Below are 25,225 nucleotides of genomic sequence, written 5' to 3' on the forward strand. Positions count from 1 at the left end.
TATGGTGTTGAAGATATTCACCATCAACCTGGAGTACGGACATACCCATGCCCCCTTACCTCAAGCGGACGCTGAGTTGGCTGCATCGCTGGCTCACCCTGATCCTGCTGCCCCTGTTTGCCCTTATCATCATCACTGGCGCGATCCTCTCCTTCGATCCCATCCTTGATGACCTCCGGTCGGGGTCTGCGGCCGAGGCCCCGGCGGACGCCGTCGCGCTGGTGCAACTGCTCAACCAGGTCGATCCCGGGCAGCGGGCACGCTCCGTGGTGGTGGAAGAAGGCCGTGTGGTGTTGCTGGAGTTCCGCGAGCAGGGCCGTTCCCAATTCATGACCTTTGATCTGGACACCGGTGAGTCGCTTGAGCATCGCGGCGAAAGGAGCGATTTCTTTAATACTGTCAAGCACCTGCACAAGGATCTGTTGCTGGATGCCGCCATCGTGGTGGAGATTGCCACCTACCTGATGGTGCTGGTGATCATCGCCGGCCCCTTCCTGGCCTGGCCCCGGTTGCGCCGGACCCTCATGGGTTGGCACACCCTGGGTGGTTGGGTGGCCCTGCCGCTGGTGCTGATGATCGCCGTGACCGGGATCCTTATGTCCCTGCACATCGGCACGCCACGGCTGCCCCCGCTGCACCCGGATGACCGGCCCGTGGGGATGGCGTCCGCCATCGAGCAGGCCATGGCCAGCGGCGATCTGTCCGGGGTACGGGAGGTGACCCGGGTCAAGCGCTCTGCCGCCGCGGTCCGGGGTGTCGATCCGGTTGGTGAAGCGGTTCATGTGGTGAGCCGTCATGGGGTGATTCGACAGGACCACTTTCCGGGGTTGGTGAAGGAACTCCATGAAGGCACCTGGTCCGGTGCCTGGTCCGGCATGCTCAATCTGCTGGCCTCCGTGATCCTGATGGGGCTGATGGGTACGGGGCTGTGGTCCTGGGAACGTCGCCGGCGCCAGAGCCGCCGACGCAGCGGGGACGCCCACGCGGATATCCTGGTGGCCCACGCCAGTCAGACCGGTACGGCCGCGAAGCTGGCAGACCTGACCCGCCAGGCCCTGCAGGCCGGCGGTAGCCGGGTACTGCACGCCTCGGTGGCGGGGCTGTCCGTGGCGGAGCTGAAGGGATTTCGCCAGGTGTTTCTGATTGTCTCCACCGCGGGGGAGGGACAGGTGCCCGAACAGGCACGATCGTTCCTCAAGGTCTTGGGTGGCGCGGATCTGGCCGGTTGCCGGTTCTCCGTCCTGGCCCTGGGGGATCGCAGTTATACCCACTTCTGTCGCGGTGGCGAGCAGCTACGCGCGGCCCTGCTGGCCGCCGGTGGCGTGGAAGTCCTGCCGATGATGACGGTGGATGGGGATCCGGCGGCGGACTGGCGCCGCTGGCTGGATCAGGTGGCCGCTCAGTTGGGCATCGGCCTGGGGGACGTGGCTGCGCCGCAGGGGGACCAACCGGTCCGGCTGACCCTGAGGGAGCGGCGTCAACTTAATGATCCCACTGATCCGGATACCCATGAGGTCTGGAGCCTGCGGTTTGAAAGTGATGCGCCGCTGACGTTCCGGCCGGGGGATCTGCTGCTGGTGCGACCGGCTGCCGGTGAGCCGGCGCGGCCTTATTCCATCGGTAGCACGCCGGACGAGGATCCTCGCTCGATCCTGCTGACAGTGGCCCTGGTGAGCCACCGGGAGGCGGATGGGGCGGAGCGGCTGGGCAAGGCCTCGGGCCTGTTGTGTCGGCAACTCAAGGAGGGGGATGTGCTGGAGGGCCGGCTTCGCGCCCATCCCGACTTCAATCCGCCCGAGGACCCTGCGCGTCCCATGATCATGCTGGCTGCCGGCTGCGGGATTGCCCCGTTCGTCGGCTTCATTGCCGAGCAGGCCTTCCGAAAGCGACCGGGGCCGACCTGGCTGATCTTCGGCAATCGCAAGCGGGCCGGGGATTTCTTCCATGGGGAGCAGCTGGCGGCTTGGCATCGGGCCGGGGATCTGGACCGGCTGGATGCGGTTTTTTCCCGGGATCCGGAAGGAGGCGGTTATGTGCAGGATCAGCTGCATGCGGCCGCCGATGAGCTGATGACCTGGGTGCTGGAGCGTGATGCGGTGATCTATGTCTGCGGCAATGCCCGGACCCTGGGGCAGGGGGTGCGCACCGCGCTGGCGGAGATCCTGGCGGCCCGAGAGGGGGTGACCGTGGACGAGGCCGTCCGGCGCCTCCAGGCATGGGAGGCCGGGGGCAAGCTGCGGATGGATCTGATTGACTGAGCCGCCGAGTGCTATCCTGTGCGCTCCTGCCGGCCGCGAGGGCGGACCCGGCAGTGATGTCTTAACCTCACGGGAGAATCAGGCATGTCGGAGATTTCAGGAAATACGGTTGGGGGCGAGCCGGGCAAGGATCAGGCCATGATGCCGAAGATCATCTATGCCCTGTACTTGGTCTCGCCCATCGTCGGCCTGACGGGGCTGATTGGTGTGATCGTGGCCTATGTCTATCGGGGCGACGGCAGCGGCTGGCTGCGGAGCCATTATGATTTCCAGATCCGTACTTTCTGGATTGGGCTGTTGTACGTGATCGTGGGCATACTGCTGACGTTCGTCGTCGTTGGCTACCTGGTGCTGCTATTCTGGTTTGTGTGGCTGGTTATCCGTTGCGTGAAGGGCTGGAAGGCGCTGAGCGAGGGGCAGGCCGTGGCCAACCCAGAACGCTGGTCGTGGTGAAGTGCAGGTGCTCCGGAGGGGCGGCAGGTTAGCGGCCCCTTTGCCCTGCTGAGCGCAGGGAGAGCAGGGCGGGCGTCAGCACCAGCAGGGCCAGGATGCCCAGAGGCAGCAGCAGGCCCGGGGAGAGGATGTCCGTCATGCCCAGGCTCTGCGCCTGGGTCAGGCTGGACAACTCCGCCCCCAGACTCGCCACGACGAAGGAGATGGGCAGCAGCCCCAGAAAAGTGGCCACCAGTACATGGCGGAAGGGGATCGGAAACGCCACCGGCAGCATGTTGATCAGCCAGGCCGGTACCAGGGGGAACAGGCGCGCCGCCAGGATCACGCTGAAGGCATTTGCGTTCACCTTCGCCTCCATTTTCTGCAGTCGGTGTCCCCAGCGGCGATGGATGGGACCGCGGAACAGCCGGCGCCCCACGGCACCCACCATCACCGCACTGAAGGCCGAACCGGTGGCACTGAGCACGGCACCCAGCGGCGCCCCGAACAGGAAGCCGCCCGTGAGCATGAGCAGGAACCCCCCGGGAAACGGGGTGACCTTGCCGAAGGTCACGGCCACCACGTAGCCGGCGGCCATCGCCACGGGATGAAGCGCCGTCCACGCCAGCAGGGTTTCCTGGGATGCGACGACCCAGGCGGTCAGGTTGAACAGGGGCTCGTTCATCATTTGGTCTGAGGATTATAACCACTTGTGCTTTTTCGCCATTTTCGCTAGCCTGAGCGCCATTGTCAGGTTCACGCATCGGCAGTACCCGGGCTGCCGGCCTTGCCCCGCCATGGGGTCAAAGGTCGGCAGCCCTTTCCCGTGGGGCCATCCCCTTCATCACGAATAGCGCACGACCCCTCGTACAGGCCGGCGCAGGAGACATCGACATGCCCGTCATTACCCTCCCCGACAACAGCCGTCGCAGCTTTGATGCGCCCGTCACCGTGGCTCAGGTGGCCGCCGATATCGGTCCCGGCCTCGCCAAGGCCACCCTGGCCGGCAAGATCGACGACCGCCTGGTGGATGCCGCTTACCTGATCGAAGATGATGCCCGTCTGGCCATCATCACCGACCGCGATCCGGAAGGGTTGGACATGATCCGCCACTCCACCGCCCACCTCATGGCCCAGGCGGTGAAGACCCTGTATCCCGGCGCTCAGGTGACCATCGGTCCCGTGATCGAGGATGGGTTCTACTACGACTTCGCCTATGAACGCCCCTTCCATCCGGAAGACCTGGAAAAGATCGAGGCGAAAATGAAGGAGTTGGTCAAGGCCGATCTGCCGGTGGCGCGCCGGGTCATGCCCCGTGACGAGGCCGTGGCATTCTTCCGCGAGCAAGGAGAGGAATACAAGGCCCGCCTCATCGCCGACATCCCCACCAACGAGGATATCTCCCTCTACAGCCAGGGCGAGTTTACCGACCTGTGCCGCGGCCCCCACGTACCCGGCACCGGCAGGCTCAAGGCCTTCAAGCTTACCAAAGTGGCCGGTGCCTATTGGCGCGGGGACTCCAAGAACGAGATGCTCCAGCGCATCTACGGTACCGCCTGGCCCAACAAGCAGCAGCTGGAAGAGTATCTCCACCGCCTGGCGGAGGCGGAGCGCCGCGATCATCGTCGCATCGGCCAGGAGCTGAATCTGTTCTCCATTCAGGAGGATGCCGGCGGCGGCCTGGTATTTTGGCACCCTAACGGCGCCCGCATCCGCCGCGCCATCGAACAGTTCTGGTCCGAGATGCATGAGCGGGCGGGGTACGAGTTCCTGTATACCCCCCATATCGCCAACCTGGAGCTGTGGAAGACCTCCGGTCATGCGGACTTCTATGCCGAGTCCATGTACGAGCCCATGCAGGACGAGCATCAGGCCTTCCAGCTCAAGCCCATGAACTGTCCGTTCCATGTCCTGGTGTACAAGGATCGCCTGCGTTCCTACCGTGACCTGCCCCTGCGCTGGGCGGAGATGGGGACGGTCTACCGCCGCGAGATGTCCGGTGCCCTGCACGGCCTGATGCGGGTGCGCGGCTTTACCCAGGACGATGCCCACATCTTCTGCCGGGAGGATCAGATCGAGGCGGAGATCCTGCGGATCCTGGATCTCACCCTGGCGGTGCTGCAGGCTTTTGGTTTCGAGAACTTCGATATCAACCTGTCCACCCGCCCGGACAAGGCCGTGGGCTCGGATCACATCTGGGAGCATGCCACCGCCGCGCTGCGGGCGGCCCTGGAGAAGAAGGGGCTGGCCTATGAGGTGGACGAGGGCGGCGGTGCCTTCTACGGCCCCAAGATCGATATCAAGATCCGTGACGCCATCGGTCGTCAGTGGCAGTGCTCCACGGTGCAGCTGGACTTCAACCTGCCGGAACGCTTCGACATGGAGTACGTGGCGGACGACAACACCCGCAAGCGGCCCATCATGATCCATCGCGCCCTGCTGGGGTCGGTGGAACGCTTCTTCGGCGTGCTCATCGAGCACTATGCCGGTCACTTCCCCCTGTGGCTGGCGCCGGTACAGGTGCAGGTGCTCACCATCACCGATCGGCAGAACGATTATGCCCGTCAGGTGGCCGATATTTTGCGCGAACAGGGCTTCCGCGCCGACATGGACTTGAGAAACGAGAAGATCGGCTTTAAAATCCGCGAGCATACGCTTCAACGAGTGCCGTATCTGCTGGTCCTGGGGGACCGGGAAAGGGATACGGGTACAGTCGCCGTGCGTACGCGCGATGGGCGGGACCTGGGAACGATGGAGATCGATTCCCTGATTCAGCGTCTTTCCCTCGAAACCGCGAGCCGCGGCCATTCCATTTTGGAGGATTGACATATCAGCGCTGGTAAAGAGAACCGATTAAACGAGCAGATCAATGTGCCCCAAGTGCGTCTGATCGGTGAAGACGGCGAGAACATGGGGGTCATGCTGACGCGCGAGGCGATGCGAATCGCCGAGGAAGCCGAACTGGATCTGGTGGAAATCGTGCCCACGGCCGATCCTCCGGTCTGTCGGGTCATGGACTATGGCAAGTTCAAGTTCGAGCACAGCAAGAAGACGCAGGCTGCCAAGAAAAATCAGAAACAGGTTCAGATCAAGGAAGTCAAATTCCGTCCGGGAACGGACGAAGGTGACTACCAGGTCAAGCTTCGCAATCTAAACCGCTTTCTGGAGAATGGTGACAAGTGCAAGGTCACCATCCGCTTCCGCGGTCGTGAGATGGCGCACCAGGAGCTGGGTGCAAGGCAGCTCGACCGGATCGAAGCCGATCTGGGTGAGCTGGCGACGGTAGAACAGCGTCCCAAGATGGAAGGTCGCCAGATGATCATGGTGATCAGTCCGAAGAAGAAGTAAGCAGTCGGCAGTAAAAAGTAAAGGCAGTCGATAAGAAAACGGATGCATGGGTCCCGGTACACCTGTGCGTCTTGACCAACATGTCGCCAGCGAGGCGGCATCATCTGGAGTTCAAAGATGCCGAAGATGAAGACCAATCGGGGCGCCGCCAAGCGCTTCACCAAGACCGGCTCGGGCGCCTTCAAGCGTGCCCAGTCCCATCGTCGTCATATCCTGACGAAGAAGAGCACCAAGCGTAAGCGTCACCTGCGCGCCGCGTCCCACATCCATGCCTCGGATGTGGCCGCCGTGCGTCAGATGTTGCCCAATAGCTGAGCCGAGTCACCCAGGAGTTTTAGAGCATGCCCCGAGTCAAAAGAGGTGTAACCGCCCACGCCAAGCACAAAAAGGTGCTGGACAAGGCAAAAGGTTACTATGGTGCCCGCAAGAACGTCTATCGCGTTGCCGTGCAGGCCGTCACCAAGGCCGGTCAGTACGCCTATCGCGACCGCCGGCAGCGCAAGCGTCAGTTCCGCGCCCTGTGGATTGTGCGTATCAACGCGGCGGCCCGCGAGTTTGGCCTGTCCTACAGCCGTCTGATCGACGGACTGAACAAGGCCGGCGTCGAGATCGACCGTAAGGTGCTGGCTGATCTGGCGGTGCATGATCTGCCCGCCTTTGGCCGTATCGCCGAGCAGGCCAAGGCCGCCCTGGCGTAAGCACTGCGGACGCAGGCCCGCCCCCGTGCGGCGGGGGCGGGAACGTCAAGAGGGGAAAGGCCTGGCCTTTCCCCTTTTTGTTTTCAACGCAACGACGGAAGCTCCAAGTGGAATCCCTTTCCAATCTCACCGACGCGGCGCTCACGGCGATCCGCGCGTCCGCCGACCTGCGCCATCTGGACGAGTTGCGGGTGCAGTACCTGGGCAAGAAGGGCGTCATCACCGAACAGTTGAAGTCCCTCGGGGCACTGCCGCCGGAGCAGCGCCGGGAGGCCGGTCAGGCCATCAACCAGGCCAAACAGGTGGTGGCCGAGGCCCTGGAGGCGCGCCGCGAGGCCTTGGAACTGGCGGCTCGGGAGACTCGCCTGGCGGCGGAGACCCTGGATGTCACCCTGCCTGGGCGGCGCCAGGAATCCGGTGGCCTGCATCCCGTCACCCTGACCATAGAGCGCATCCAGGCCCTGCTGGAGCAGTTGGGTTTTGCGGTGGTGGAAGGTCCGGAGGTGGAGGACGACTACCACAACTTCGAGGCCCTGAACATTCCGTCCCATCACCCGGCCCGGGCGATGCATGACACCTTCTATTTCGATGCCACCACCCTGCTGCGTACCCATACCTCGCCGGTGCAGGTCCGAGTGATGGAAAACCAGGCACCGCCCCTGCGCATCATCGCCCCCGGACGTGTCTATCGCTGCGACTCGGATCTCACCCACAGCCCCATGTTTCACCAGGTGGAGGGGCTGGTGGTGGATGAGCAGGTGACCTTTGCCCATCTGCGCGGCGTGCTGGACGCCTTTCTGCGGGCCTTCTTCGAGCAGAACGATCTGAAGACCCGGTTTCGGCCTTCCTATTTCCCCTTCACCGAACCCTCCGCCGAGGTGGACATCCAGTGCGTGCAATGCGGCGGCCACGGCTGCCGGGTCTGCAAGCAGACCGGCTGGTTGGAGGTAATGGGCTGCGGCATGGTGCATCCCAATGTGCTGGGGCATGTGGGCATCGACAGCGAACGTTATTCCGGTTTTGCCTTCGGGCTGGGAGTGGAGCGCATGGCCATGCTGCGCTACGGGGTCAACGACCTGCGGCTGTTCTTCGACAATGACATCCGTTTCCTGCGCCAGTTCGTCTGAGAAAATTCTGAATCAGTCATTCCCGCGCAAGCGGGAATCCAGTCATGGACTGGACACTCCGTCACTCCCGCGTAAGCGGGAGTGACGGAGGGGCGGGAGTGACGGAGGGGAATTTGTTCAGTGTTTCCCTAACCCATTCCGAATCCAAGGTTGAGTATCTATGAAAATCAGTAATCAATGGCTGGGTCAGTGGGTGGATCACGGCCTGGCGGTGGACGCCCTGGGCCATCGCCTGACCATGGCGGGCTTGGAGCTGGACGCCGTCACGACGGTGGCGCCGGATTTTACCGGCGTGGTGGTGGCCCATGTGATCGCCGTGGAACCCCATCCGGACGCAGACAAGCTGCGGGTTTGTCAGGTGGATGACGGCAGCGGCGAGCCGGTGCAGGTGGTCTGCGGCGCGCCTAATGTGCAGGTGGGCATGCGCGCTCCCTTTGCCCGGGTCGGCGCGGTCCTGCCTGGCGATTTCAAGATCAAGAAGGCCAAACTGCGGGGGGTACCGTCCTTCGGCATGCTCTGTTCCGCCCGGGAGCTGGGTCTGTCCGAGGCCCATGAAGGTCTCATGTCCCTGCCGGACGAACCGGCGGCGGGCACGGACGTTCGTGTGCTGCTGGGGCTGGATGACCAGGTCCTGGAAGTGGACCTGACACCGAACCGGGCCGACTGCCTGAGCATGGCCGGGGTGGCCCGGGAGGTGGCGACCCTGACGGGCCGGCCCCTTCAGGTACTGGAAGTGCCGGCAGTGTCGGCGGCCTGTGAGGATGTCTTCCCGGTGCGCCTGGAGGCGCCCGCGGACTGTCCGCGCTATGCCGGTCGGGTGATCCGGGGCGTGAATCCCGCCGCGCCCACGCCGCTGTGGATGCAGGAGCGTCTGCGCCGGGCCGGGATCCGCAGCCTGGGTCCCCTGGTGGATGTGACCAACTACGTCATGCTGGAGTTGGGTCAGCCCATGCATGCCTTCGATCTGTCCGTGCTCGATGGCGCCATCGTGGTGCGCCGGGCCCGGGACGGTGAGACCCTGGTATTGCTGGATGGCCAGGAACTCAAGCTGGGCGCCGATGATCTGGTGATCGCCGACGAAGGTAAGCTGCTGGCTCTGGCGGGCATCATGGGCGGCGAGGCCAGCGGCGTGACCGATGACACCCGGGATGTATTCCTGGAGTCGGCCCACTTCGTGCCCATGGCCGTGGCCGGGCGTGCCCGCCATCATGGCCTGCACACCGAGTCGTCCCACCGTTTCGAGCGGGGCGTGGATCCGGCGCTGCCCCTGCGTGCCCTGGAGCGGGCCACGCAGCTGCTGTGCGAGATCGCCGGCGGTACCCCGGGGCCGGCCAACGTGGCCGAGGAGGCATCTCAGGTGCCGGTGTGCGCACCCATTACCCTGCGGCCTGCCCGGGTGAGTCGTCTGCTGGGCCTGGCGCTGCCGCCCGCGCGGATGCGGGAGATCCTCGTTGCCCTGGGCTGCGAGGTGAGCGGAATGGGGGAGGCCTGGCAGGTCGCGGTGCCCTCGTTCCGCTTCGATCTGGCCATCGAGGAAGACCTGGTGGAGGAGATCGCCCGGGTTCATGGCTATGACGATCTGCCTTCCGAGCTGCCCCTGGTCCGCCCCGGCATCACCTGGCTGGACGAGGCGCGGGTGGATCCTCGCCGCCTGCGCTCCCGCCTGTGTGATCTGGGGTATCTGGAGGCCATCACCTTCAGCTTCGTGGATGAGGCCCTGGAGGCCGGGTTCTCCCCGGACACCCGGCCGCTCAGGCTGGCCAATCCTCTCTCTTCGGAGTTGGCGGTGATGCGCACCACCCTTTGGCCGGGGTTGGTGAAGGCGGCCCTGCACAACCTGCACCGCCAGCAGGCGCGGGTGCGCCTGTTCGAAGTAGGACTGAGGTTCGCGCCCCAAGACAATGGACTGAAGCAGGAAAAGGTTATCTCCGGCCTGATCTGCGGCGCCCTGTTTCCGGCGCAGTGGGGTCAGGCCGAGCGCCCGGTGGATTTCTTCGACATCAAGGGGGATGTGGAATCCCTGCTGGCCCTGGCGGGGCTGGACCGGCGGGTGAGCTGGCGGGCCGGCCGTCATCCGGCGCTGCATCCCGGGCAGTGCGCCGAGCTGTGCCTGGACGGGGAATCCCTGGGTTGGGTCGGCGCCCTGAATCCGGCGTTGGAAGCCGGGCTGGATCTGGAAACACCGGTGTTCCTGTTCGAGCTTTCACTGGAAAAGGTCTGCCGGGGGCGTCTGCCCGGATTCCGGGAGCAGAGCCGGTTCCCGGCCATTCGTCGCGACCTGGCCCTGCTGGTGGACACCGCCCTGCCGGCCGCCCGGGTGGTGGAAGTGATCGAAAGCGCCGGCCACGAAGCGCTCAGAGGGGTGAACCTGTTTGACGTCTATACGGGGCGGGGGGTGCCGGAGGGTAGAAAAAGTCTTGCTTTGGGCTTGATTTTACAGGATTTATCCAGCACTCTTACCGACGAAAAAGTGGACGAGATGATCCACGACATCGTGACCAAATTACAAGAAGAGGTTGGGGCGACCCTCAGAGCTTGATCGATGGCATTGACAAAGGCGGAGATGGCGGAGCGGCTGCATGAAGAACTCGGGCTTAACAAGCGTGAGGCCAAGGAGCTTGTGGAGCTCTTCTTCGAGGAAGTTCGCACCGCACTGGAGGTGGGGGAGCAGGTAAAGTTGTCGGGGTTCGGCAACTTCACGCTCAGGGACAAAAACCAGCGGCCCGGCCGTAATCCCAAGACCGGTGAGGAGATTCCCATTTCCGCCCGTCGCGTGGTGACGTTCCGTCCTGGTCAGAAACTGAAGGCGAGGGTCGAGTCCTATGCTGGAAGCGGGCAACAATAGCGAACTCCCGGCCATTCCCGGGAAACGTTATTTCACCATCGGGGAGGTCAGCGAGCTGTGTGGGGTGAAGCCCCATGTATTGCGCTACTGGGAACAGGAGTTCCCCTCCCTGAAGCCCGTCAAGCGGCGCGGTAACCGCCGTTATTACCAGCGACAGGATGTCATCCTGATTCGCCAGATCCGCAGCCTGCTCTATGAGCAGGGTTATACCATCGGCGGTGCCAGGCAGAAACTGTCGGGGCAGGAGGCCCGCGACGACACCTCCCAGAGTCAGCAGATCATCCGGCAGATGCGGCTGGAACTGGAGGAGATCCTGCACATCCTGCGGCAGAAGCCGTCGTGAAAAAATAGTAAGAATTTGGTCGCAAAAACACTTCACAAATGGAAAAACATACCCTACAATGCTGCACTTTCTCGGGGCGTAGCGCAGCCTGGTAGCGCACCTGCATGGGGTGCAGGTGGTCGGAGGTTCAAATCCTCTCGCCCCGACCAAATCCCGAAAAACCCGGCTCAAGGCCGGGTTTTTTGTGCCCGCCATTCGTCCTGTTCCCGCGAACCTTACCGAGGGTGCCGCGCATCATGAGTACCGAGGTCGTTCCAGAACACCGCCGGGACTGGCGCGCCGCCCTGGCCGTCTATCGGCATCCCCGGGTCCTCGGCATGCTGTTTCTGGGTTTTGCCGCCGGCTTGCCGCTGCTGCTGGTGGGGGGGACGTTCACCGCCTGGTTGCGGGATCTGGGGGTGGAACTGGCCGCCATCGGCTTTTTGAGCTGGGTGGGCATGGCCCACAGCATCAAGATTTTCTGGGCGCCGGTGGTGGACCGGATGCCCTTACCCTTCCTGACCCCTTGGCTGGGACGGCGGCGTGCCTGGATGATCCTGGCCCAGGGGGTGATCGCCCTGGGGCTGTTGGGTATTGCACTGACCGATCCCCGCGAGCATCTGTGGCTGGTGGCCGTCTGGGCGGTGCTGACCGCTTTTGGTTCGGCGACCCAGGACATCGCCGTCGACGCCTATCGCATCGAGGCGGTGAGCCGGGACCGGCAGGGCGCCATGGCGGCATCCTACATCTTCGGTTACCGAGTGGCCCTGCTGGCCGCCGGAGCGGGGGCGCTGCATCTGGCTGCCGTGGGGAACTGGAGTCTGTCCTACGGGGTGATGGCCGCGCTGATGGCGGTGGGCGTGATCACCACGCTGATCATCCGCGAGCCGGAGGTGACCACCAACAGCAGCACCCGGCGCCTGGAGCAGCGGGTGGTGGATTATCTGGATCGCACCGCCCATCGTGGTTGGCGTCGTCGTTTCACGGCCTGGTTCATCGGCGCGGTGATTTGTCCCTTTGCGGATTTTTGGCACCGCTACGGTAAGGTGGCCCTGCTGGTGTTGCTGTTCGTGGCCACGTTTCGCATCAGCGACATCTTCATGGGGGTGATGGCCAACCCCTTCTATCTGGACCTGGGCTTTTCCAAGACCGAGATCGCTAACGTGGCCGCGGCCTTCGGCCTGGCCATGACCCTGACCGGGGCCGTGCTGGGGGGGCTTTTGGTGATGCGCTTCGGCATCACCCGCATGCTCATTGCGACCGCCTGTCTGGCGCCCCTGACCAATCTGACCTTTTCCTGGTTGGCCACCCTGGGTCCGGAGCTGTATGGTCTGACATTTGCCATCATGGCGGACAACATCAGCGGGGGACTGGCCATTTCTGTGTTCATTGCCTATCTGTCGAGCCTGACCAACAGTGCCTATACGGCCACTCAGTATGCCCTGTTCAGCTCCATCATGACCCTGCCGGGCCAGTTCCTGGCGGGCTTTACCGGGCTGCTGGTGGAGCAGGTGGGCTGGGTCTGGTTCTTCATCTCATCGGCCGGCATCGGCCTGCCGGCTATCCTATTGGCGGTGCTGATCGCCCGCCTGGCCAATCCCGATCAGGTGGTCAGGCCCGGCCGCCCGGCGGAAAACCGCAGATGAGGTTCCATCGTGGATGATGCCGGACAACAAAAAAAGCAGCCCGGCCGCCGCCATGACGTTCTGCTGATGGTGGGCGGGTTTTATGTGCTCGCCAGTGTGCTGTCGGTAGGCTGGTGGCTGCAGACCCGGCAGACGGACATCTGGCCGCTGACAGCGGTGCTGCTCGGTCTGGGGATCGTCATCCTGGTGGCTCTGCTGTGGTTCCGTCAGCGGGATGTGGAACGGCTGGTGGTAGAACGCGGCCAGGCCCTGGAAAAGAACCGAACACTGATGCGTTCCATCACCGAGTCGGCCCGGGATGCGATCATCCTGATGGCGCCGGGCGGTCGGGTGGCCTTCTGGAATCCGGCGGCGGAAGCCCTGTTGGGGTTCTCCCGGGAGGAGGCGATCGGTCGTGACCTGCATGACATGATCATGCCCGGAGGTACGCCGGGCATGATCATGCGCAAGCTCTTGAATTTTGAAGGCAGCGGCTGCGGCAACGCCATCGGCCGGACCCTGGAATTGCAGGCCCGCTGCAAGGATGGACACGTGATCCCGGTGGAGCTGTCTCTGTCTTCATTGCATCTGGACACGGGCTGGCACGCGCTGGGTATCCTCAGGGACATCACCGACCGTAAGCAGGCTGAACGACGCTTGGTGCGTCTGACCGAATGTCTCTCCAGCATGGGGCCGAATTTCGACGATAATGCCCAGGATATCACCCGGCTGTGCGGAGAGCTGTTCGGCAGCGACGCGGCCTTCTACAACCGCCTGCAGCAGGGGCGGTTATGCAGTCTGGGGCACTGGAACCGCCCGCCGGGCCTGCCCCTGGAGGATGATCCCGAAGGCCATGTCTGTCATGGTCTGATCAAGGATACCGCCCTGGAGTGTCTCGTCATTGAGGATCTGGAGCAGTCCCCGTATTTCGAGACGGATCCGGCGATTCAGCGCTATGGTCTCAAGGCGTATTTCGGCCACAAGGTGTACTGCCGGGGTGAGGTGGCGGGCTCCCTGTGTGTGGTCTTTACGCGTCGTTGCCGACCGAGCGATGAAGAGCGGCGCCTGCTCACCCTGCTGGCCGCCGCCCTGGGTGCGGAGGAAGAACGTCACCTGGCGGTACAGCAGTGGCATGAGGCCAAGGAGCGGGCGGAACAGGCGAACCGGGCCAAGTCCGAATTCCTCTCCCGCATGAGCCATGAGCTCAGGACCCCCATGAATGCGGTCCTGGGATTTTCCCAGCTGCTGGAGGCGGATCCGGCGTTGGGGGAGGAGCAGCTGGACAGTGTGCACGAGATTCTGCGCGGCGGCCGGCATCTGCTGGAGCTGATCAACGAGATCCTGGACCTGTCCCGCTTGGAGGCCGGCAAGATCGAACTGTCCCTGGAGCCGGTGGCCATGTCCTCGGTGCTGACCGAGTGCATTACGCTGCTGCGCCCCTTGGCGGATGAGCGACGGATTCGCCTGCATGTGAACAGCCGACAAGACCATGCCGTGCTTGGGGATCGCACCCGGCTCAAACAGGTGCTGATCAATCTCATGTCCAATGCCATCAAGTACAACCGGCCGGACGGTGATGTGTGGCTTGAAACTCGGATGGGTGGCGGTGGGGAGACGATCCGGGTGAGTGTGGCCGATACTGGGCTGGGTATTGACCCTGCGCGCATGGATGAGCTGTTCCAGCCCTTCAATCGCCTGGGTGTGGATGATCAGGCCGCGACGGAAGGGACGGGTATCGGGCTGACCATCGCCCTGCGTCTGATGGAGCTGATGGGGGGGTGCATCGGTGTGGAGCCACGGCAAGGGGGCGGGAGCGTGTTCTGGTTCGAGTTGCCGGCGGTGCAGGATGCACCGGTCCCGGTCCCGTCTCACAGGCCGTTCGGGGGTATTGCTCCGAGCGGGGGAATCGCCTCGGGTCACTGTATCCTGCACGTGGATGACAATCCTTCCAACCTGCGCTTGGTGGCGCAGGTCCTGGCCAAGCGTCCGGGGATTCAGGTATTGCAGGCACCGGGGGCGGACCTGGGGCTGGCCCTGGCGCGCAGTCATCGGCCGGATCTGATCATTCTGGACATCAACATGCCGGGCATGAATGGCTATCGGGTATTGAAGTCCCTGCGAGAGGATGCGGGGACGGCCGCCATACCGGTCTTTGCCCTGACTGCCAATGCCACCCAGCGAGATGTGATCCGGGGAAAGGAGGCCGGCTTTGATGAATATCTGACCAAGCCTCTGGATATCCCTGACTTCATGGCCCTGCTGGATCGGTACCTGGTCATGTCCATGGCGACGGACAGGGCCTCGGGTTGCCCGGAAAGCACCCCATGATGCAGCGATTCGTTACATCGCCCACGGAGCAGGTTCTGCACCTGGTCCTGCCGGGCCTGTTGACGCGCACCGCCGGCTGGCAGGCCGATTACGGCAATTTGGGGCGTTATCCCGCCCTGGAGTGGTTGTGGTCGCGGGGCGGCCCCACTCCCGTCCGCGCCGACGATCTGGAAACCCTGTTGTGCCGGCATTACGGTGCCGATACCGATGCCCCCGTGGCCGCCCTGACACGGCTGGCGGCTGTTGCGAACGTGCCGGCAGGGTACTGGTTCTGTGCCGACCCAGTGCATTTGACGGTGGGCACGGATGATCTGGTCCTCTCCCGGGTTGTCGGCCCATCGCTGACTGCCGCCGAGAGCGACGCCCTGGTCACCCTGATCAACGACCATTTTCAGGAGCGGTCCTGGCGGCTGCACAGTGCCGCCCCGGGGTACTGGCATTTGTGCCTGGAGCAGGATCCGGGCCTGTCCACCGTGCCCCTGTCCCGCGCCCTGGGGCAACGGGTGGGTGGTCTGCTGCCCAGGGAGAGTGCCGCTGCCCGGGCCTGGCAACGGGACCTGACGGAGTTGCAGATGCTTTTGTTCGGCGCGCCGGTGAATGCGGCGAGGGAGGCCCGGGGAGAGGTGACGGTCAACAGCCTGTGGCTCTGGGGGGGCGGGCGCTGGCCCTGTCCGCCGCCGCCCGCTGCGCTGGCGACCGCCCATGGCCACGGCGCGTTGCTGGAAGGGCTCTGTCGCTGGACGGGCACGCCCCTGCATCCCGTGCCGGAGTCGGCCACGGCGTGGCTGGCATCCGGGCCGCCGCAAGGCCATGTACTGGTGGTGCTGGAAGATCTCTTCCCGGCCGCCGCCGGGGATGATATCGAGGCCTGGATGAACGCAATGACGGTATTGGAGCAGAACTGGTTCGAGCCCCTGCGCCAAGCCCTGGCGCGGGGCCGGCTTCGGCACCTGATGATCCAGGGCGAGGATGGCCGGGGGGTACGGCTGGATGGCGGGTCCCGCCGCCGGTGGTGGCGGCGTTCCCGTCCGTTCGGGGAATGCGTGGTGGGCCTTGGTGCGGAGAGTGCCCGATGAAGGCCGCGCGCAGGCTGCAGCGGGGGCGGGCGCCGGCCGAAGGTGCTGATCTTCTGGCCCGGCTCTATGCCAACCGGGGTGTCCTGGACCCGGCGGAACTGGATTGCTCCCTGTCCCGTATGGTCCCGGTCGGTGCCCTGGGCGGGATCGATCGGGCCACGGCCTTGCTGGAACAGGCCCTGACCCGGGACCGACGGATACTGGTGGTGGGTGATTTCGATGCCGACGGCGCCACCAGCACCGCCCTGGCCTTGCGGGCCCTGCGGGCCATGGGTGCGGCGGCGGTGGATTACCTGGTCCCCAACCGGTTCGAGTATGGCTACGGGCTGACGCCGGAGATCGTGGCGGTGGCTGCCGATCGGGCGCCGGACCTGATCATCACCGTGGATAACGGCATCTCCAGCCTGGACGGGGTGGCGGCCGCGCGGGGCCGAGGCATGCAGGTACTGGTGACCGATCATCACTTGCCCGGTGCCCGGTTGCCCGATGCCGAGGCCATCGTCAATCCGAATCTGGCCGATGACCCCTTTCCCAGCAAGGCGCTGGCCGGGGTAGGTGTGATCTTCTATGTCATGGCGGCCCTGCGGGCCCGCCTGCGCGACCGGGGCTGGTTCGGGCTCCGGGGGATTCCAGAGCCTAATCTGGGCAGTCTGCTGGACCTGGTGGCACTGGGTACGGTGGCGGACGTGGTGCCCCTGGATCGCAACAACCGCATCCTGGTGGAGCAGGGGCTACGGCGGATGCGGGCAGGTCAGGCGGCACCGGGTATCCGGGCCCTGCTGCAGGTGGCGGGTCGTCATCCGGAGCGGGTGGTGGCCGCGGACCTGGGGTTTGCCGTGGGGCCGCGCCTGAACGCCGCCGGGCGCATGGATGACATGGCCATCGGCATCGAATGTCTGCTCGCCGATGACCCGGATCGGGCTCTGACCCTGGCACAGACCCTGGACGACCTGAACCGGGATCGGCGGGAGGTGGAGGCGCAGATGCAGGACCAGGCCCTGGACAGCCTGACCCGGCTGATGGATGAGCGGGGCCTGACGGGGGCGGGCGGCCATGGCTTGTGCCTGTATGAGCCGGAGTGGCATCAGGGGGTGATCGGCATCGTCGCCTCCCGCATCAAGGACCGGGTACACCGGCCGGTGATCGCCTTTGCCGATGCCGGTAACGGGCAGCTCAAGGGGTCGGCCCGTTCCATCCCCGGGCTGCATATCCGGGATACCCTGGATGCCATTGCCTCGACCCATCCGGGCCTGGTGAGCAAGTTCGGCGGGCATGCCATGGCGGCGGGTCTGAGCCTGTCGGCGGACCGTTTCGAGGCCTTTCGGCAGGTGTTTGACGAGACCGTGCGTCGGTTCGTCGACCCGGCGGATCTGGAGGGGGTGATCTGCAGTGACGGCCCGCTGGCACCCCATGAGCTCACGCTGGAGACCGCCGAGGCCCTGCGCGCCGGCGGCCCTTGGGGACAGGGATTCCCGGAACCCCTGTTTGACGGCGAGTTCGAGGTGCTGGAACGGCGTTGGCTGAAAGGCAGGCATGTGCGCCTGCGTCTGCGCCATCCCGAGGGCGGGGAAGTCGTTACCGGCATCGCCTTCAACGCCGATCCGGCCCAGTGGCCGGAAGGGCGGGATCGGGTGCATCTGGCCTATCGGCTGGACAGCAACGAATACCGGGGCCTGTGTTCCGTCCAGATGGTGGTGGAACACGTTTTCTGAGGGCTACATCCCGGCCATCTGCAGCACCAGGGTCGCCACGGCGAAATACATCACGATGCCGGCCACGTCCACCACCGAGGTGACCAGCGGGGCGCTGGCGGTAGCCGGGTCCAGCTTGAAACGGGCCAGGATGAAGGGCAGCACCATGCCGAACATGCTGCCGGTGATGACCACCAGCACCATGGAGATGGCGATGGCAATGGCCACCTCGGTGCCCCCCAGCCACAGGCCGATGAGCCAGACCGCCAGTCCCAGGGTGATGCCCAGGCTCAGGGCCACCAACAGCTCCTTGCCCCAGAGTCGGAACCAGTCCCGGGCCTGCACATCGCCGGTGGCCAGGGCGCGCACCATCAGGGTGGAGGCCTGGGCCCCTGCGTTACCGCCGGAGGCGATGACCATGGGCAGGAAGAACACCAGGGCCACCACCTTCTCGATGGCCGTCTCGAAAAAGGCGATGGCGGCACCGCTCACGATGTTCACTGCCACCAGGATCACCAGCCAGCCGATGCGCTTGCGGTAGAGCATGCTCGCGGTGGCGTCCTTCACGCTCAGGTTCAAGACCCCCACCGAGCCCATCTTGTGGAAGTCCTCGGTGTCTTCCTTCTGTACCACGTCCATGACGTCATCCACGGTGATGATGCCGGCCAGGGTGCCGTCCGCGTCCACCACGGGCAGGGCCTGCAGGTCATAGCGACCGATGAGGCGGGCCGCCTCTTCTCGGTCTTCCTGGGTGTGGATGCTGATCAAGTCCCGGTGATAGTGTTGCGCCACCTGGGTGCGGGGGCGGGAGAGCAGCAGGTCCTGAAGGCTGATCCAGCCCAGCAGACGACCCCCTTCGCCGGTGATGAAAAGGGTGTTGAGGGTTTCGCCAACATGGGCCTGTTCACGCACGTGATCCAGGGCCTGGCGTACGGTCCAGTCGGGGGAGAGGGCCACGAACTCCGGGGTCATGAGGCGGCCGGCGCTGTGCTCCGGGAAGGCCAGCAGGGCCTTGAGCACCTGCTGGTCCGCCTCCGGCAGCATCTCCATCAGGGAGTCCGTGTGCGCGTCCGGTAGTTCGTCCAGGATGGCGGCGGCATCGTCATAGGAGAGTTCGCCGATGAGGCGGGTCTTCTCCTCGTCGCTCAGGTCTTCCAGCAACTCGGTCTGCAGGCCGGTGTCCAGATAGGCGTAGACCGCGGAGGCTCGCTCCGGCGGCATCAACCGCATCAGGCGCACCCGGTCGCTCCGGGGCAGTTCCGGCAGGGCGTGGGCGATGTCCGGCTCAGCCGGATCCGCCAGCACCGCCTGGACGGCTTCCCAGTCCTGCTCGGCCAGCAGGGCCGGCAGATCGGCCAGGCCGGGACGCTCCGGGGTGGCAGTCTCGCTCATGTCATAGGCCTCCGCCGGCGGGCAGATTCAGGATGGCCACCGCCAGGCTGAAATAGATCAGGATCCCCGCCACGTCCGCCACCGAGGTGACCAGCGGGGCACTGGCGGTAGCCGGGTCCAGGCGCGCCAAGCTGAGGATGAAGGGCAATATCATCCCCACCATGCTGCCCACCACCACCACGATGGCCATGGCGATGGCCACCAGCAAGGCGATCTCGGGTCCGCCGCGCCACAGTCCTACCGCCGACACGGCGATACCCATGGTCAGACCCAGGGACGTGGCCACCAGCAGTTCCTTGCCCCAGAGCCGGAACCAGTCCGAGGATTTCACATCCCCCGTGGCCATGGCGCGGACCATCAGGGTGGAGGCCTGGGCCCCGGCGTTGCCGCCGGAGGCGATGATCAGGGGCAGGAAGAATACCAGCACCACTACTGCCGCGATGGTGTCCTCGAAGCTGGCGATGGCGATGCCGCCGAACATGTTCAGGAACACCAGCACCAGCAGCCAGCCGATACGCTTGCGGTAGAGCAGGGCGGGTCCGGCATCCCGCAGGCTCAGGTTGAGGGCGCCCACCGAACCCAGCTTGTGGAAGTCCTCGGTGGTCTCCTCTTCCACCACGTCCATGACGTCGTCCACCGTGACGATGCCCAGCAGCACACCCTCGTCATCGGTGACCGGCAGTACTTCCAGGTCATAGTGCTGGATCAGGCGGACCGCCTCGGCGCGATCTGCGGTGACCGGGATGGTGATCATGGGCTCCGTGCCCAGGCTGGAGACCGGCTCATCGGCCCGACCCATGACGAAGCGGCCCAGAGGGATGCTGGTCAGCAGGCGACGGTCCTCGTCGGTGACGAAGATCACGTTCGCCATCTCGCCCCGCGCCTTCTGTACCCGGATGAAGTCCAGGCTGTCCTGGATGGACCAGTCCGCCGCCACGGCCACGAATTCCGGTGTCATCAGGCGACCGACACTGTTGTCCGGGTAGTCCAGCAGGGTGAGGGCACGACGGATGGCGCGAAAGGGCAGCAGGCGCAGCAGTCGGCGCACCTCGTCCCGGGGCAGGTCCTCCAGCAGGGCGGTGAGGTCGTCGGGCAGCATCTCCGACAGGATGTGGCGGGCATCGGCCTGGGCGACGCGGTCCAGCAGGGCATGCTGGTGATGGGGGTCCAAATAGGAAAAGACGTCCACCTTGCGGCCACGGGCAAGGGCATTGAAGACCCGCTCCACGGCGTCATCCTCCAGGGCCATCAGCACATGGGCGATGTCCTGAATGCGCATGACGTCCAAGGTCCGGCGCAGATCGCTCTGGTCTTCCTGCTCCAGGAGTTCACGGATCGCAAGCAGGTACTGTTCGAATTCCAACTCCATCGGCAGCCTCCCAGGCCGGTATGGGCCGAGACGGAACATTCGCAAAGGACGCACTCCATCCGCGGCAACGGATGGCACGAGGAGGGCCGCTCAAGCGATGCGTGTTAAGGGAACCGAGGACGGCGCCATCGGCATCGGCCGCCTCTGGGTGCAGGGCGACTGATTATAGCAATCCGTCCGGCAGTGCGGAATGTTTCAGGGCAGCACAGTTACCTGGGCGGTGTCACGCACTTCCTCGTAGAGCGTCAGCATGCGTGCTGCCATCTCCCGTGCGCTCCAGGCCAGGGCGCTCTGCCGTGCCTGCAGCGACAGGGTCTGTTGCAGGCACGGATCGGACAGTAGCCGGATCGCCTGCCGGGACAGATCCCGATCATCCTCGGCCACCAGGGCCCCCTGACCGGATGACAGGATATCCCGCGTCCCCATGACGGCGGTGGAGACCACCGGGACCCCCAAGGCCATGGCCTCCAGCAGGACCAGGCCCTGGGTCTCGGTACGAGAGGCGAAGACGAAGCCATTGCCCGCCCGGTAGCAGTCCAACAAGGTGGTGCGCCGGTCCAGGTAGCCGGCAAAACGAATGGTCTGCTCCAGCCCCAGTTGCCGGGTGAGGCGGCGGACATGGCCCATGGCCGGGCCATCGCCGGCGATCACCAGCATGGCGCCGGGGATGGCCCGGCGCACGGTCACCATCATGTGCAGCAGGGCATCGATGTTCTTCTCGAAGGCAATCCGACCCACATGAACCAGCAAGGGGGTATCTTGGTCGATTCCCATACGTTGTCGAAACGCCATGCCGTCCCCGCCGACGAAGGCCTCCTGGTGAATCCCGGTGGGGATGATGGACATGGGCGTTCGCACCCCATAACCCGCCAGGACCTCGGCCATGGCCCGGGAGGGGACGACGACCGCATCCACTTGATTGCACTGGCGTCGTGACAGACGCCGTGCCACGGACCGCATCCAGGTCCGAGGCAGGAAGGAGAGGTAATGGAACAGGTATTCCTCGAAATAGGTATGGTAGGACTCCACCACCGGGATACCCAGGCGCCGCCCCAGTTGCAGGCCCGCATAATGGGCCACGAAGGGGGTGTGCACGTGGATGAGGTCAAATCCCTCACCGGCCAGTTCATCGGCTTGGGCCAGAATCCGGCGCGGTTTCATCATCCGGTCTTCCGGGTCCAGGATCACGTAGCGGGAGGGGATGCGCAGGATATGGGATTCCCCTTCATGCCCGGTAGGATAAGCCGGTGCAATCAGGGTGACGTCATGGCCTTCCCGGCGCAGCTGGCGCCGGAAGGTGGCAATGGAGGTGGAGACGCCGTTGATGCGGGGGAAGAACACATCACTGATCATCAGGATCTTCACTGTCCGCTGCGCTCCCCTAAGGTGTCAGGATCGGCCTGTTGGGGCCGTTTCGGCCGCTGATGTTAAAGTTTTCACATGACGATTCGGTGAACAGGGTGCCCATGGACAACCGGCAGATACAGAACACGGATCCGCAGATCCCCGCCCATCCTCCGGCGCTGGTGCAGCTGGAGGCAGTGAGCAAGCGATTCCGGGAAGGGGGGACGGAACGGGTGGTCCTGGACCGGGTGACCGCCCGGATCAATCCCGGCGAGATCGTGGCCCTGGTGGGGCGTTCCGGCTCGGGCAAGTCCACGTTGCTGAACCTGATCTGCGGTATCGAGGCCCCGGATGCCGGCAGAATCCTGGTGGAAGGGCGGCGGCTGGATACCCTGGATGAGCGCAGCCGTACCCTCTATCGGCGCCGCGGGGTGGGGTTCATCTACCAGTTCTTCAACCTGATCCCCACCCTGACGGTGGCCGAAAACGTGGCCCTGCCCCTGGAACTCAACGGCGTGCCGGCGAGGGAACGCCGCCGGCGTGTCGCGGCCCGGCTGGCGGCGGTGGGGTTGGCGGACCGGGCCGATGCCTTCCCCGATCGGCTTTCCGGTGGTGAACAGCAACGGGTGGCCGTGGCCCGGGCCCTGGCCCATGAACCGCCCTTGTTGCTGGCGGACGAGCCCACCGGCAATCTGGATGCGGAGACCGGGGCCCAGGTGATGGCCTTGTTGCAGCGTCTGGTTCGGCATCAAGGGCGGACGCTGGTGCTGGTGACTCACAGTCCGGAGGTGGCGGTCATGGCCGATCATGTCTGGGAACTGGTGGACGGTCGCCTGCAGGCACGGGGTGAGGCATGACGGGGCTGCCGGCCCGGGCCCTGGTCCGGGATCACCGCCGCCATCCCTGGAATCTGGTCTTTGCCGTCCTGGGCGTGGCCCTGGGGGTGGCTATCGTGGTGGCGGTGGAGATCGCCAACAGCAGTGCCTCCCGGGCCTTCGAGCTGTCCATGGAGACGATCACGGGACGAACCACCCACCAGCTCATCGGTGGTCCCGGTGGCTTGGACGAAGGACTTTATACCCGGCTACGCCGGGAAGGGTTCCGTGACAGCGCCCCGGTGGTGGAGGGCCATGTACGGATCCAGGGCGAGACCTTCACCCTGCTGGGGCTGGAGCCCTTTGCCGAGCGTCCGTTCCGGGACCATGCCGTCGGTGGCCGGGACGGACGTATCAACCGCCTGATCACCGAACCGGGCACGGTAATGCTGGCGGCGCCGACGGCGGCGCGGCTGGGTCTGGCGGAGGATGAGACCTTCTTCCTCACGGTGGGTACGACGCCCCATGCGGTGACTCTGGTGGGCATCGTGTCGACCGACGAGCCGGGGCTGGGAGGATACGTGCTGGCGGATATCGCCACCGCCCAGGACCTGTTCCGGCGCCACGGCCGTCTGGACCGCATCGACCTGATCCTGACGGATGAGAGGCAGATGGCGCGGCTGCGGGAGATGCTGCCGCCGGGTGTCCGGCTGGAGGCGGCCGAGGCTCGCACCCGGGCCACCGCCGAGTTGTCCCGGGCCTTTCATGTCAATCTGCTGGCCATGAGCCTGCTGGCCCTGTTGGTGGGCGCCTTCCTGATCTACAACACCCTGACCTTTGCCGTGCTCCGGCGGCGTCATCTGCTGGGCAACCTGCGCATGCAAGGCATGACCCGGGCGAGTGTGTTCGGACTGATCATCGCCGAGGCGGCCTTGCTGGGCCTGGTGGGCAGCCTGCTGGGCCTGGCGGCCGGGGTCGTGATCGGACAGGGGCTGGTCCAACTGGTCACCCGCACGGTCACGGACCTGTATTTCGTGGTCACGGTGACTCAACTGGCCCTGGGGCCGGCGGTGATCCTCAAGGGGCTGCTGCTGGGCCTGGGCGTGACCCTGATTGCCGCCTTGGGGCCTGCCTGGGAAGCGGCGTGCGTGAGTCCCCGGGAGGCCCTGCGCCGCTCCGGGCTGGAACACCGGGTGCGTCGGGTTCTGCCCTGGCTGGTGCCGGCAGGCGGGCTGCTCATGCTGGCAGGTTTCATGCTGGTGGACTGGCCCGGCCAGGGTCTGCTGCCGGGGTTTTTCGCCCTGTTCCTGCTGATCCTGGGCTATGCCTGTCTGATCCCGCCCCTGGTATGGCTCATGGCCCGGTTGCTGTCCGGCCCGCTGGGCCTTGGCTTTGGGGTGCCCGGGCGGCTGGCGGCCCGAGGCATTGGCGCCGGTATCAGCCGGTCTGGTCTGGCGGCCACGGCCCTGGCCATCGCGGTGTCGGCGACCGTGGGGGTGGGGATCATGGTGGACAGTTTCCGCAGCAGTGTGGGTCTGTGGCTGGGGCAGACGTTGCAAAGTGATCTCTACGTCAGTGCCCCGGGCCGCTCCGGCTTGGGGGTGAATCCGGTGTTGCCGGACGATCTGCCGGCCCGGGTGGCGTCGTTGCCGTCGGTGGCGGAACTGAGTACCGCCCGGCGGGTCCCTCTGTACACCCCCCGGGGACCGCTGGAACTGATGGCTATCGACCCTTCGGTGCAGACCCCTGACGGTTATGTCTATCTTGAAGGGGCCTCACCGGCCCGGATCTGGCAGCGCCTGGCGGCCGAGGAGGTGATCCTGATCTCGGAACCGCTGGCCTGGCGCAAGGGCATCGGTGTCGGCGACAGCCTGGCCCTGCCCACGGACCGGGGCGAGCGGACCTTCGAGGTGGTGGGGGTGGTGCAGGACTACAGCGCGGCTCAGGGCATGGTCACCCTGCATCGGACGCTCTATGACCGTTACTGGGATGACCCCGGCGTGGCGGCGCTGCGGCTGAGCCTGGCCCCCGGGGTGAGCCTGGAAAGCGGGCTGTCCCAGCTTCGGGCGCTGGCGGTCACGCTGGATGAACCGGTGCTGATCACCGCTGCTGGTGAGATCCATGCCCAGTCCATGGCCATCTTCGATCGTACCTTCGCCGTTACCCATGTGCTGCGGCTGCTTACCGTGGGGGTGGCTTTCATCGGCATCCTCAGTGCCCTCATGGCCCTGCAGCTGGAACGGGCACGGGAGCATGCGGTACTGCGGGCCACCGGCATGACCCCCTGGCAGTTGGGGGGCATGGTGACCCTGCAAAGCCTGCTGCTGGGGCTTGCCGCCGGTCTGGCGGCGATCCCCCTGGGGATCCTCATGTCCGATGTCCTGATCCAGGTGATCAATCAGCGTTCCTTCGGTTGGAGCATGATCCGGACCCTGCCGCCGGCGGTGCCGGGGGAAGGGCTGCTGCTGGCCCTGACGGCATCCCTGCTGGCCGGCGCATATCCGGGGTATCGCATGGCCCGGGTGCGCCCGGCCGAACATCTGCGGGAGGCATAG

General features: G+C 65.2%; 20 protein-coding genes and 1 tRNA gene. 17 read left to right on the top strand and 4 right to left on the bottom strand.

Annotated features, from left to right (window positions below; all coding sequences use genetic code 11):
* The first annotated feature begins 47 nt into the window (after positions 1-47).
* Together LQ952_RS05325 and LQ952_RS05330 are read left to right on the top strand one after the other, a co-directional pair.
* Positions 48-2,258, top strand: a complete 2,211-nt coding sequence (locus LQ952_RS05325; protein WP_238621624.1) for a PepSY domain-containing protein — start codon at positions 48-50, stop codon at positions 2,256-2,258.
* Positions 2,259-2,342: 84 nt separating this feature from the next.
* Positions 2,343-2,711 carry a DUF4870 family protein gene (locus tag LQ952_RS05330; protein WP_238621625.1) on the top strand — a complete coding sequence of 123 codons (369 nt, stop codon included), beginning with the start codon at positions 2,343-2,345 and terminating at the stop codon, positions 2,709-2,711.
* Positions 2,712-2,739: 28 nt separating this feature from the next.
* Here LQ952_RS05330 and LQ952_RS05335 read toward each other — a convergent pair whose 3' ends face one another.
* On the bottom strand, positions 2,740-3,378 hold the full coding sequence (locus LQ952_RS05335) for a TVP38/TMEM64 family protein (RefSeq protein WP_238621626.1): 639 nt from the start codon (positions 3,376-3,378) through the stop codon (positions 2,740-2,742).
* A 206-nt stretch (positions 3,379-3,584) separates the two neighbouring features.
* On the opposite strand from LQ952_RS05335, the gene thrS reads away from it, so the two are divergent.
* The 13 genes from thrS to recJ all read left to right on the top strand — a co-directional run bounded on the left by thrS (position 3,585) and on the right by recJ (position 17,771).
* Complete coding sequence (gene thrS / locus LQ952_RS05340; protein WP_238621627.1) at positions 3,585-5,516, top strand: threonine--tRNA ligase; 1,932 nt, start codon at positions 3,585-3,587, stop codon at positions 5,514-5,516.
* 3 nt (positions 5,517-5,519) lie between these two features.
* Positions 5,520-6,038 carry a translation initiation factor IF-3 gene (infC, locus tag LQ952_RS05345; RefSeq protein WP_238621655.1) on the top strand — a complete coding sequence of 173 codons (519 nt, stop codon included), beginning with the start codon at positions 5,520-5,522 and terminating at the stop codon, positions 6,036-6,038.
* Between the two features lie 117 nt (positions 6,039-6,155).
* The gene (gene rpmI / locus LQ952_RS05350) at positions 6,156-6,353 is read left to right on the top strand and encodes a 50S ribosomal protein L35 (RefSeq protein ID WP_238621628.1); all 198 of its coding nucleotides are present in this window, start codon (positions 6,156-6,158) and stop codon (positions 6,351-6,353) included.
* 26 nt (positions 6,354-6,379) lie between these two features.
* Positions 6,380-6,736 carry a 50S ribosomal protein L20 gene (gene rplT / locus LQ952_RS05355; protein WP_200174030.1) on the top strand — a complete coding sequence of 119 codons (357 nt, stop codon included), beginning with the start codon at positions 6,380-6,382 and terminating at the stop codon, positions 6,734-6,736.
* Positions 6,737-6,843: 107 nt separating this feature from the next.
* Positions 6,844-7,863, top strand: a complete 1,020-nt coding sequence (gene pheS, locus LQ952_RS05360; protein ID WP_238621629.1) for a phenylalanine--tRNA ligase subunit alpha — start codon at positions 6,844-6,846, stop codon at positions 7,861-7,863.
* A 160-nt stretch (positions 7,864-8,023) separates the two neighbouring features.
* On the top strand, positions 8,024-10,402 hold the full coding sequence (gene pheT / locus LQ952_RS05365) for a phenylalanine--tRNA ligase subunit beta (RefSeq protein ID WP_238621630.1): 2,379 nt from the start codon (positions 8,024-8,026) through the stop codon (positions 10,400-10,402).
* 3 nt (positions 10,403-10,405) lie between these two features.
* Positions 10,406-10,708 carry an integration host factor subunit alpha gene (gene ihfA, locus LQ952_RS05370; RefSeq protein ID WP_238621631.1) on the top strand — a complete coding sequence of 101 codons (303 nt, stop codon included), beginning with the start codon at positions 10,406-10,408 and terminating at the stop codon, positions 10,706-10,708.
* Entirely contained in the window at positions 10,686-11,051 is a 366-nt protein-coding gene (locus tag LQ952_RS05375; RefSeq protein ID WP_238621632.1) for a MerR family transcriptional regulator, read from the top strand. The genes ihfA and LQ952_RS05375 overlap by 23 nt, the downstream gene beginning before the upstream one ends.
* Positions 11,052-11,123: 72 nt before the next feature.
* Positions 11,124-11,200: transfer RNA gene (locus LQ952_RS05380), tRNA-Pro, on the top strand.
* An 87-nt stretch (positions 11,201-11,287) separates the two neighbouring features.
* A complete protein-coding gene (locus tag LQ952_RS05385; RefSeq protein ID WP_238621633.1) occupies positions 11,288-12,676 on the top strand; it encodes an AmpG family muropeptide MFS transporter in 1,389 nt (462 codons plus the stop codon).
* A gap of 9 nt (positions 12,677-12,685) precedes the next feature.
* Positions 12,686-14,983, top strand: coding sequence for an ATP-binding protein (locus LQ952_RS05390; protein ID WP_238621634.1), 2,298 nt, complete (start codon positions 12,686-12,688; stop codon positions 14,981-14,983).
* Complete coding sequence (locus tag LQ952_RS05395; protein WP_238621635.1) at positions 14,980-16,059, top strand: hypothetical protein; 1,080 nt, start codon at positions 14,980-14,982, stop codon at positions 16,057-16,059. The genes LQ952_RS05390 and LQ952_RS05395 overlap by 4 nt, the downstream gene beginning before the upstream one ends.
* Entirely contained in the window at positions 16,056-17,771 is a 1,716-nt protein-coding gene (recJ, locus tag LQ952_RS05400; RefSeq protein ID WP_238621636.1) for a single-stranded-DNA-specific exonuclease RecJ, read from the top strand. The genes LQ952_RS05395 and recJ overlap by 4 nt, the downstream gene beginning before the upstream one ends.
* A 3-nt stretch (positions 17,772-17,774) precedes the next feature.
* Here recJ and mgtE (LQ952_RS05405) read toward each other — a convergent pair whose 3' ends face one another.
* The 3 genes from mgtE (LQ952_RS05405) to LQ952_RS05415 form a co-directional block, all read right to left on the bottom strand.
* Positions 17,775-19,142 carry a magnesium transporter gene (mgtE, locus tag LQ952_RS05405; protein WP_238621637.1) on the bottom strand — a complete coding sequence of 456 codons (1,368 nt, stop codon included), beginning with the start codon at positions 19,140-19,142 and terminating at the stop codon, positions 17,775-17,777.
* A gap of 1 nt (position 19,143) precedes the next feature.
* A complete protein-coding gene (gene mgtE / locus LQ952_RS05410) occupies positions 19,144-20,511 on the bottom strand; it encodes a magnesium transporter (RefSeq protein WP_238621638.1) in 1,368 nt (455 codons plus the stop codon).
* A 195-nt stretch (positions 20,512-20,706) separates the two neighbouring features.
* Entirely contained in the window at positions 20,707-21,876 is a 1,170-nt protein-coding gene (locus LQ952_RS05415; RefSeq protein ID WP_238621639.1) for a glycosyltransferase, read from the bottom strand.
* A 101-nt stretch (positions 21,877-21,977) separates the two neighbouring features.
* Here LQ952_RS05415 and LQ952_RS05420 point away from each other — a divergent pair, with 101 nt between their 5' ends.
* Both LQ952_RS05420 and LQ952_RS05425 read left to right on the top strand, forming a co-directional pair.
* A complete protein-coding gene (locus tag LQ952_RS05420) occupies positions 21,978-22,712 on the top strand; it encodes an ABC transporter ATP-binding protein (RefSeq protein ID WP_238621656.1) in 735 nt (244 codons plus the stop codon).
* A complete protein-coding gene (locus LQ952_RS05425) occupies positions 22,709-25,225 on the top strand; it encodes an FtsX-like permease family protein (protein ID WP_238621640.1) in 2,517 nt (838 codons plus the stop codon). Before LQ952_RS05420 ends, LQ952_RS05425 begins: the two co-directional genes overlap by 4 nt.

Source organism: Ectothiorhodospira lacustris, assembly GCF_022227785.1.
Taxonomy (GTDB): domain Bacteria; phylum Pseudomonadota; class Gammaproteobacteria; order Ectothiorhodospirales; family Ectothiorhodospiraceae; genus Ectothiorhodospira; species Ectothiorhodospira lacustris.